The sequence below is a fragment of the Nocardiopsis algeriensis genome, assembly GCF_014203695.1.
Lineage (GTDB): Bacteria > Actinomycetota > Actinomycetes > Streptosporangiales > Streptosporangiaceae > Nocardiopsis > Nocardiopsis algeriensis.
On sequence record NZ_JACHJO010000007.1, the window covers coordinates 227,820 to 236,301 of the forward strand.

General features: G+C 71.2%; 5 protein-coding genes and 1 pseudogene. 4 read left to right on the plus strand and 2 right to left on the minus strand.

From position 1 onward, the window contains the following. Nucleotides 1–170: 170 nt before the first annotated feature. Nucleotides 171–1,232, minus strand: coding sequence for a lactonase family protein (locus FHS13_RS13065; RefSeq protein ID WP_343065012.1), 1,062 nt, complete (start codon nt 1,230–1,232; stop codon nt 171–173). Nucleotides 1,233–1,455: 223 nt separating this feature from the next. Here FHS13_RS13065 and FHS13_RS13070 point away from each other — a divergent pair, with 223 nt between their 5' ends. Continuing rightward, nucleotides 1,456–1,728: a type II toxin-antitoxin system TacA family antitoxin gene (locus tag FHS13_RS13070; RefSeq protein ID WP_184291975.1), complete on the plus strand. Its 273-nt coding sequence runs from the start codon at nt 1,456–1,458 to the stop codon at nt 1,726–1,728. Nucleotides 1,729–1,735: 7 nt separating this feature from the next. After that, nucleotides 1,736–2,221, plus strand: a complete 486-nt coding sequence (locus tag FHS13_RS13075) for a GNAT family N-acetyltransferase (RefSeq protein WP_184291977.1) — start codon at nt 1,736–1,738, stop codon at nt 2,219–2,221. Between the two features lie 78 nt (nt 2,222–2,299). On the opposite strand, the gene hrpA is transcribed toward FHS13_RS13075, so the two are convergent. Then, nucleotides 2,300–6,250, minus strand: a complete 3,951-nt coding sequence (hrpA, locus tag FHS13_RS13080) for an ATP-dependent RNA helicase HrpA (RefSeq protein WP_184291979.1) — start codon at nt 6,248–6,250, stop codon at nt 2,300–2,302. 275 nt (nt 6,251–6,525) lie between these two features. Between hrpA and FHS13_RS21760 the strand changes: the two genes are divergently transcribed. Both FHS13_RS21760 and FHS13_RS13090 read left to right on the plus strand, forming a co-directional pair. Next, nucleotides 6,526–6,918, plus strand: a complete 393-nt coding sequence (locus FHS13_RS21760) for a hypothetical protein (protein WP_184291981.1) — start codon at nt 6,526–6,528, stop codon at nt 6,916–6,918. A 23-nt stretch (nt 6,919–6,941) separates the two neighbouring features. After that, nucleotides 6,942–8,482 (plus strand): annotated as a pseudogene (locus FHS13_RS13090) (tetratricopeptide repeat protein); the annotation flags it as partial.

Genomic DNA, 8,482 nt, shown 5'->3' on the forward strand with positions numbered 1-8,482 from the left:
GCAGGCTTCTTCCCTGAAACACCGAAGATCTGTGACCGCACCGTAGCGCGGCGCCACGACACTCGATGAGTGACTTCAGACCTTTTGTCGGCGAGGGTGATCCCAACACGAACGGCGGGCGGTCAGGTGTACTCGGCACCTGACCGCCCGCCGTTGGGACGTTTTCCCCGCTACCCCTCGTCACCTCGGTGGATGCGCCTGACCGGGACGGGCAGCACGCACACCGGGACGGGGATCTCCAGGCGGTGGCCCGTGTCCTCGGGGACCCCGGTGGCCGGGTCGATGCGCAGGGAGCGCAGTTCGTCGCCGTTCTGGGCGGCCACGACCAGGTGGTCGGGCTCGTCGCGGTGGCCGCGCACGACGGTGAAGTTGCGGGGCCAGGCGCCCACGGGGGTGTTGGCGGTGTGCTCCAGGCGGGCGCCGCCGTCGTGGACGGTGAAGGTGGCGACGGAGTCGGCGCCTCGGTTGGACATGTAGACGCGGCCCTCGTGAGCGAGGATCTCGGCGGGGAAGTTCTTTCCGGCCGCCTCCTCGCCGGTGGCGAAGACCGAGCCCAGGTGTTCGGCGGTGCCCTCCTGCGCGTTCCAGCGCAGGACGTGCACACGCGAGTCGAGCTCGCCGGCGACGTACACGTACTCCCCCGCCACCGCCATGTGGCGAGGCCCGGTGCCCGGGGGCAGGGCGACGGTTCCGGCAGGCTTGCCGTCGCGTAGGACGCGCAGCTCGTCGGTGCCCAGGTCGGCCACGAGCACGTGGCGCTCGTCCGGGGCGGCGGCGCTGTGGGCGTGGGGGCCCTCCTGGCGGTCGGAGACCGGGCCGGTGCCGCTGTGGGCGGCCTCCGTGCGCTCTCCGGGAAGGCCCTCGTCCGTCAGGTCGTAGACGGCGGCCACGCCGTTGGCGTAGTTGCTCACCGTCAGCCGGTCGCCGTGGGCCAGGACGTGGCAGGGCGAGGGTCCGCCGGTGGAGGCGGCGGCCAGTTCGGTGAGCTCGCCCCGGCCGTCGACGCGGAAGGCGGTGACGGTGCCCTCGGCCTTCTCCCCCACCGCGTACACCGTGGGCGGGTGCGCGCGGTAGGCCAGAAACGACGGTCCCGGGGTGCGGGCGGCCAGGGCCGCGGTGGCCAGCTCGCCCGTGGCCGGGACGAACTCCACCCGGTAGATGCCCTCGCCCTCCCCCGGCGGTTCGGAGTCGGGGGTGTAGGTACCCACGAGCAGGAGCCGTCGTCCGTCCACAGGGGCCTCGTTTCCAGGAGGGTCGTGCCTTCGGTGGTCTACACCACCGGGCGGCATGCTACCGGTCCGGGGTTCGGGCCGGAAAGGCCGACCCGCAGCGGGCCGGCTTCAGCGGTCGGTCCTCGCCGGTTCCGTACAAGTGCCGTACAATCGATGCCACCTACCCGAGGACGCTCGCGTGACGGTTGCGAAGCCCAAAAAATTTTCGGGAGCTTTGAAAACCATGAGCACTGCCACAGAGCGGATGGAAGTCCGTCTCACGCCCGAGGACAGAGCCCTGCTTCTCGAGGCAGCCCGTATCAGCCACGAGTCCGCTTCCAAGTTCGTCGTCCGGGCAGCCCGGGAGGCGGCCAAGGAGGTCATGGAGCGCGAGCGGACCACCACGGTCCCCGCAGCGTTCTTCGACGCCATGGTCGAGTCCCTCGAAGAGCCCGCGCAGCCGATCGAGGAGCTGGCCTCCGCGGTGCGCAGGCACCGCTCCGTCGTGAAGAGGTAAGCCGACCGTGTTCGTCTGCCGGCCCCTCAACCAGGAGCACCGGACCGACTCCTTCACCTGCGGCAAGGAGGAGCTGGACTCATGGCTCCGCAGGAGCGCGCTGCACGCGCGGGCCAACAACACCGCCGCCACCTTCGTCTGGTGTGAGGAGGGCAGTACGGAGGTGGCTGCCTACTATTCCTTCACCTCCATGACCCTGGAGAGGGAAGAGCTGGCCATGGCCATGGCCAGCATGCACAAGATCCCCGCTGTGCTGCTGGCACGGCTGGCGCTGCACACCCGCTACCAGGGGCAGGGGCTCGGCCCCGTACTGCTGGTGGACGCCTTCGAGCGGGCCCTGGTGGGAAACGAGGTCTTCGCGGTCCGGTTCTTCGTCGTCGACGCCATGGACGAGGACGCGCACACCTTCTACGAGAAGCACGGGTTCCGCGGGATCCCCGGGAGTATGCGCCTGTACCGCGAGATGAGCGACATCGCCAAGACCCTCGCATGACGGAGACGCCGGACGGGCCCTTCCCACACAAGGGAAGGGCCCGTCGGGGACAAGGGGCGGCGCCCGTTTCCGCAGGAACTACTTCCGGTCCGCCGCCCTGACCGCCTCCACCGCCTTCATGATGCGCTTGTCCGAGACCGGGTAGGCGGTGCGCAGGCCCTGGGCGAAGAGGCTGACGCGGTACTCCTCCAGCATCCAGCGCAGCTCGACGACGTCGGGGTCCGACTCGCGGCCCGGCTTGAGGCCGCCCTTGGCCTTGGCCACGGCTTGGCGCATCTGCTCGACCTTGGACATGCCGATCTGGTCGCGGCGCGGGTTCTCCGGCAGCTTGTCCAGGCGGTGCTCGACGGCGCGCAGGTAGCGGTGCAGGTCGTCCAGGCGCCCCACGCCGGTGCGGGTGACGAAGCCGTCGCCGACCAGGCCGGCGAGTTGGCCCTGCACGTCGTTGAGCGAGGGCAGGACGGCCAGGGACGTGGTGCCCTTGACCTTCTTGGACACCTTGCGCCACAGCACGAGCACGCGCGCGACCTTGGGCAGGATCTCGGCGACGGTGTCGCCCAGGTCGGCGCGCACGGCCTCGCGCAGGCGCTCGAAGGCGGCCTGGTCCCAGACGGGGCCGCCCTCGCGCTCCAGCAGGTGGTCGACGGCCGCCGCCTCGGCGTCGGCGAGCATCTTCTTGACCGAGCCGTGCGGGTTGTCGGCCAGGGCGAGCTTGTCGGGGTTGGCCAGCCCCTTGCTGACCACCGCCGCCGGTGAGGGCAGGGTGAGCAGCAGCAGGCGGCGGGTACCGGCGCGCATGGCGGCGCGCTGCTCGGCCTCGGTGTCGAAGATGCGGATCGCGACGCTCTCGCCCTCGTCGACGAGCGCCGGGTAGCCCTTGACCTTGGGGCCCAGGGCCTTGCGCTCCAGGGTCCTCTCCAGCGTGCCGAAGTCCCAGGAGGTGACGCCCTTCCTCTCCACGCCCTTGGCCTCGGCGGAGATGGCCTCGCGCAGGCGCGGCTTGAGCTTGGCGCGCAGCCTCTCCAGGTCCTTGTCCTCGGCCAGTGTGCGGTTGCGGCCGTCGACGGCGCGGAAGGTGATGCGCAGGTGGTCGGGGACCTTGTCGAGCTGGAAGGCGTCGGCCGGGATCCGCTCCCCCGCCATGCGGGTGAGTTCGGCGGCCAGGGCCTCGGGGAGCGGGCCGTCCTGCGGGCCGATCCCCGCCAGGGCGCGGTCGGCGCTGTCGGGGACGGGCACGAAGTTGCGGCGCAGCGGCTTGGGCAGGGAGCGGATGAGCGCGGTGACGAGGTCGGCGCGCAGGCCCGGGATCTGCCAGTCGAAGCCTTCGGACTCGACCTGGTTGAGGTACTTGAGCGGGATGTGCGCGGTGACGCCGTCGGCGTCGCTGCCCGGCTCGAACTGGTAGGTGAGCGGGAAGGTGAACGCGCCCTGGCGCCAGGTGTCGGGGTAGTCGTCCTCGCTGACGAGGTCCGCGCCCTCGTTGACGAGGTCCTCGCGGGTGAAGTCGAGCAGCTTCGGGTCGCTGCGCCGGGCCTTCTTCCACCAGGAGTCGAAGTGGGCGGCCGAGACCACGTCGGCGGGGATGCGGGCGTCGTAGAACCGGAAGAGGGTCTCGTCGTCGACGACGATGTCGCGCCGGCGGGCCCGGTGCTCCAGGTCCTCGACCTCGTCGAGGAGCTTGCGGTTGTCGTGGAAGAAGTGGTGGCGGGTCTCCCAGTCGCCCTCGACGAGGGCGCGGCGGATGAACAGGTCCCGGGACATCTCCGGGTCGATCCTGCCGTAGGAGACCTTGCGCTGGACCACGATCGGGACGCCGTAGAGGGTGACGCGCTCGTAGGCCATGACGGCGCCGCGCTTGCGCTCCCAGTGGGGTTCGCTGTAGCTGCGCTTGACGATGTCGCCGGCCAGCTCCTCGGCCCACTCGGGTTCGATCTTGGCGACCATGCGGCCCCAGAGCTTGGAGGTCTCCACGAGCTCGGCGGCCATGACGAAGCGGGGCTGCTTCTTGAACAGCGCCGACCCGGGGAAGATCGCGAAGCGGGCGCCGCGTCCACCGAGGTACTCGTGCTTCTCGGGGTCCTTGAGGCCGACGTGGGAGAGCAGGCCCGCGAGCAGGGACATGTGGATCCCGCGGGGGTCGAAGCCCTCCTCGCGCAGGACGGGTACGGCCACGTCCATGCCGCGCAGCACCTGTTTGAGCTGGGAGTGGATGTCCTGCCACTCGCGTACGCGCAGGTAGTTGAGGAACTCGTCGCGGCACATGCGGCGGAACTGGTTGCCCGACAGCTCCCTCTGCTTGTCACGCAGGTGGTTCCACAGGTTGAGGTAGGCCAGGAAGTCCGACTCCTTGTCGGTGAACCTGGCGTGCATCTGCTGGGCCTGCTGCTGCTTGTCGGCGGGGCGTTCGCGCGGGTCCTGGACCGAGAGGGCGGAGGTGATGACGAGCACCTCGGCCAGGCAGTCGCGCTTCTCGGCCTCCAGGATCATCCGGCCCAGGCGCGGGTCGACGGGGAGCTGGGCCAGGCGGCGGCCCAGCGGGGTCAGGCGGCGCCTGCTGCCCGAGGAGTCGGGGTGCAGGGCGCCGAGCTCGGTGAGAAGGTTGACGCCGTCCTTGATCTGGCGGTGGTCGGGGCCGTCGACGAACGGGAACGCGGCGACGTCGCCCAGGCCCAGGGCGGCCATCTGGAGGATGACCGAGGCCAGGTTGGTGCGCAGGATCTCGGGGTCGGTGTACTCGGGGCGGGAGAGGAAGTCCTCCTCCGAGTACAGCCGGATGCAGATGCCCTCGGAGACACGGCCGCAACGGCCCTTGCGCTGGTTGGCGGAGGCCTGGGAGACGGCCTCGATGGGCAGGCGCTGCACCTTGGTGCGGTGGGAGTAGCGGGAGATGCGCGCGGTGCCCGGGTCGATGACGTACTTGATGCCGGGGACGGTCAGGGACGTCTCGGCGACGTTGGTGGCCAGGACGATGCGGCGGCCGCGGTGGGAGGTCCACACACGTCTCTGCTCGGCGGTGGACAGCCGTGCGTACAGCGGCAGGATCTCGGTGTCCCGCAGCTTCTTCTTCTCCAGGGCCTCGGCGGTGTCGCGGATCTCGCGCTCGCCGCTGAGGAAGACCAGGACGTCGCCGGGCTCCTCGCGGGAGAGCTCGTCGACGGCGTCGAGGATGGCCTGGGTCTGGTCCCGGTCGGTACCTCCGCCCGGGTTCTTCTCCTCGGGGTCGAGGATGTCCTCGGAGATGGGCCGGTAGCGCACCTCCACCGGGTAGGTGCGGCCGGAGACCTCGACGATGGGGGCGTCGTCGAAGTGACGGGAGAAGCGCTCCGGGTCGATGGTGGCCGAGGTGATGACGACCTTGAGGTCGGGGCGCTTGGGCAGCAGCTGCTTGAGGTAGCCCAGCAGGAAGTCGATGTTGAGGCTGCGCTCGTGGGCCTCGTCGATGATGAGCGTGTCGTAGGCGCGCAGCATCCGGTCGTGCTGGATCTCGGCCAGCAGGATGCCGTCGGTCATCAGCTTGACGAGGGTGTTGTCGCCGGAGGTGTCGGTGAAGCGCACCTTGTAGCCGACGGTCTCGCCCAGGGGTGTGCCGATCTCCTCGGCGATGCGCTCGGCGACCGTGCGGGCGGCCAGGCGGCGCGGCTGGGTGTGGCCGATGGTGCCCATGACGCCGCGCCCCAGCTCCAGGCAGATCTTGGGCAGCTGGGTGGTCTTTCCCGAGCCGGTCTCACCGGCGACGATGACGACCTGGTGGTCCCGGATGGCGGCGGCGATGTCCTCGCGCCGGGCGCTGACGGGCAGCGCCTCGGGGTAGGTGAGCTCGGGGACCGCCTCGCGGCGCAGGTCCAGGCGCAGCTGGGCCTGGTCGACGTCGCGGCCGATCTGGGTGAGGACGGAGGCGCGGCGGCGCTCGTCGCCGATCCTGTCCAGGCCGTCCAGGCGCCTGCGCAGGCGGTGCCGGTCCGCGGGCATGAGGTCGCGGAGCCGGGAACGGAGGTGGTCCGCGCGGGGCGCGGGCGTGGTGGTGCTCATCAGTAGTCAAGGTTAGGAGGGTCGGCAACCGGTTTTCGCACGGATGCCCGTGCGAGGGCAGTTCGTTGCCCGATGGTGGTCAACGTCGCAGGGGAAGCCTTTGTTTCCGGCGGGTTCGCCGCGGTTCGTCCCCGGCCCTTCCCCGCGACCGCCCGCACGGCCCCGGGGAAGGGCCGCCGTGGAACCCGGGCCCGGTGTCCTGTCCTCGGGCAGAAGTGGCCGGTTTCGGCGGAATCCTGTCCGGATCGGCTGCGGGCAGGGAACAATCGGGTGCCATGGGACACAGATGGATCTGGCCGACGGTGTTGGGCGTGATCGCGGCGGTGCTGGCAGGTGTCTGGGCCCTGCCCCGGCTCTTCCCCGACCTGGGGTGGGGGCTGGACGAGCTCAACCAGGCCTCGGGGATCGCCTCCCTGGCGGTGGCCGTGGCGGCCCTGGTCGTGGCCGTGCGGACACTCCGCGCGGGCCCGTCCCCGGACGACGGTGCCCCGGATGGGACCGGTGACGCGATCGACATGAGCCGGGTGCGGGCCGAGGGGTCGGTCACGGGCAAGGAGGGCCCGGAGAGCGCGCCGACCGGGGACCGGATCCGGATGCGGGGCGTCCGCGCCGGCAAGGACGTGGTCGGCAAGAAGACCACCCGGTCGCGCCGGGGACCGTCCCGGTGAGCGGCCAGGACATGACTTCCCGGGTGCCCGCGACCCACATCGACATGCGGTGGATCGTCGCCGGGGGCGACGTCATCGGGCAGGTGGTCAACCTGCCCCGGCCGCTGCCCACCGCCCTGCCCTCCCTGCCTCCGCCGCCGGCCCGGCTGGCGGGGCGTGTGGCGTGCCTGGAGGCCCTGCTGGCCGAGCTCGCCCCGGTCGCCGACAGCAGCGCCGGAGTGTCCTCGGCCGGGGACGTCTCTTCGGGTGTGGTGGTCTCGGCGCTGGCCGGGATGGGCGGGGTCGGCAAGACCGCTCTGGCCCTGGCCGCGGGTGCGATCGCCCACCACAAGGAGTGGTTCTGCGCCGAGCTGTACGTGAACCTGCGCGGCTACACACCCGGCGAGGAAGCGTTGACGGCGGAGGCGGCGCTGGACGTGCTGCTGCGCCAGATGGGCGTGGACGCCGAGGAGATTCCGCCCGAGGCCGCGGAGCGGGCCGCCTTCTACCGATCCGCACTGGCGGGGCTGTCCCGGGCCGACGCACGCAACCGGCCGGTGCTGGTGGTGGCCGACAACGCCCGCTCGGCCGCCCAGGTACGGCCCCTGCTGCCGGGTACGGGCGGGCACCGGCTGGTGGCCACCACCCGCGGCGGCCTGCACGCGCTGGCCGGCGCCCGCCACCTGGACCTGGACGTGCTGGACCCCGACGACTCCCGCGCGCTGCTGTCCTTCACCCTCACGGCGGCCGACCCCCAGGACGGGCGCGCGCACGATGCGGCGGGGCTGGACAGGTTGGCCGCACTGTGCGGGCACCTGCCGCTGGCGTTGGAGATCACCGCGGCCCAGCTCGCCCGCAGGCCTCACCTGTCCCCGGACAAGCTCTGCGACCGGTTGGAGAGGGCCGCCTCCCGGGTCGACAAGATCAAGGACGACGGTCCCGAGGTGGAGCGGACCCGGGTGCTGCGGGCAGTCTTCGACACCTCTCTGGACCAGCTCACCCCCGAGGAGGTACGGGTGTTTCTGCTGGTGGCTGCCGCCCCGGGCCCGACCACCTCCACCGCCGCAGCCGCCGTACTCACCGGTCTGGACACCGACGAGGCCAAAGAGCTTTTGGAGGAGCTGGAGGCCGCGCACCTGCTCACCCAGCCCGCTCCGGGCCGATGGGGCGCCCACGACCTGCTCACCGACCACGCCACCACCCACCCCGACCCACCCCAGGACCGCAGCCAGGCTCTGGGATGGCTGCTGGACCACTACACCGATACCACCAGAGCTGCCGACGCCCATGTGCAGGCCCTTCCCGGCGAGCCGGTTCCCAAGGTGTTCCCCGACCGGCAGGCCGCGCTGGAATGGCTGGACGCCGAACGCGCCACCCTGGTTGCCGCTGCCCTTGCCGCACCCGCCCTCGAACACACCGGGGCAGCCATTGCCCTGCCACTGCACCTGGCCTCTTACCTGGACCGCAGACGGCGCTTCGAGGACTTGGAGAAGGTCTCAGACTCCGCTCAGGCAGCAGCCCACGCCGTCGGCGACCGCTCCAATGAAGCGGGGGCGTGGACCAACCTCGGGGCAGCGCTGCAACA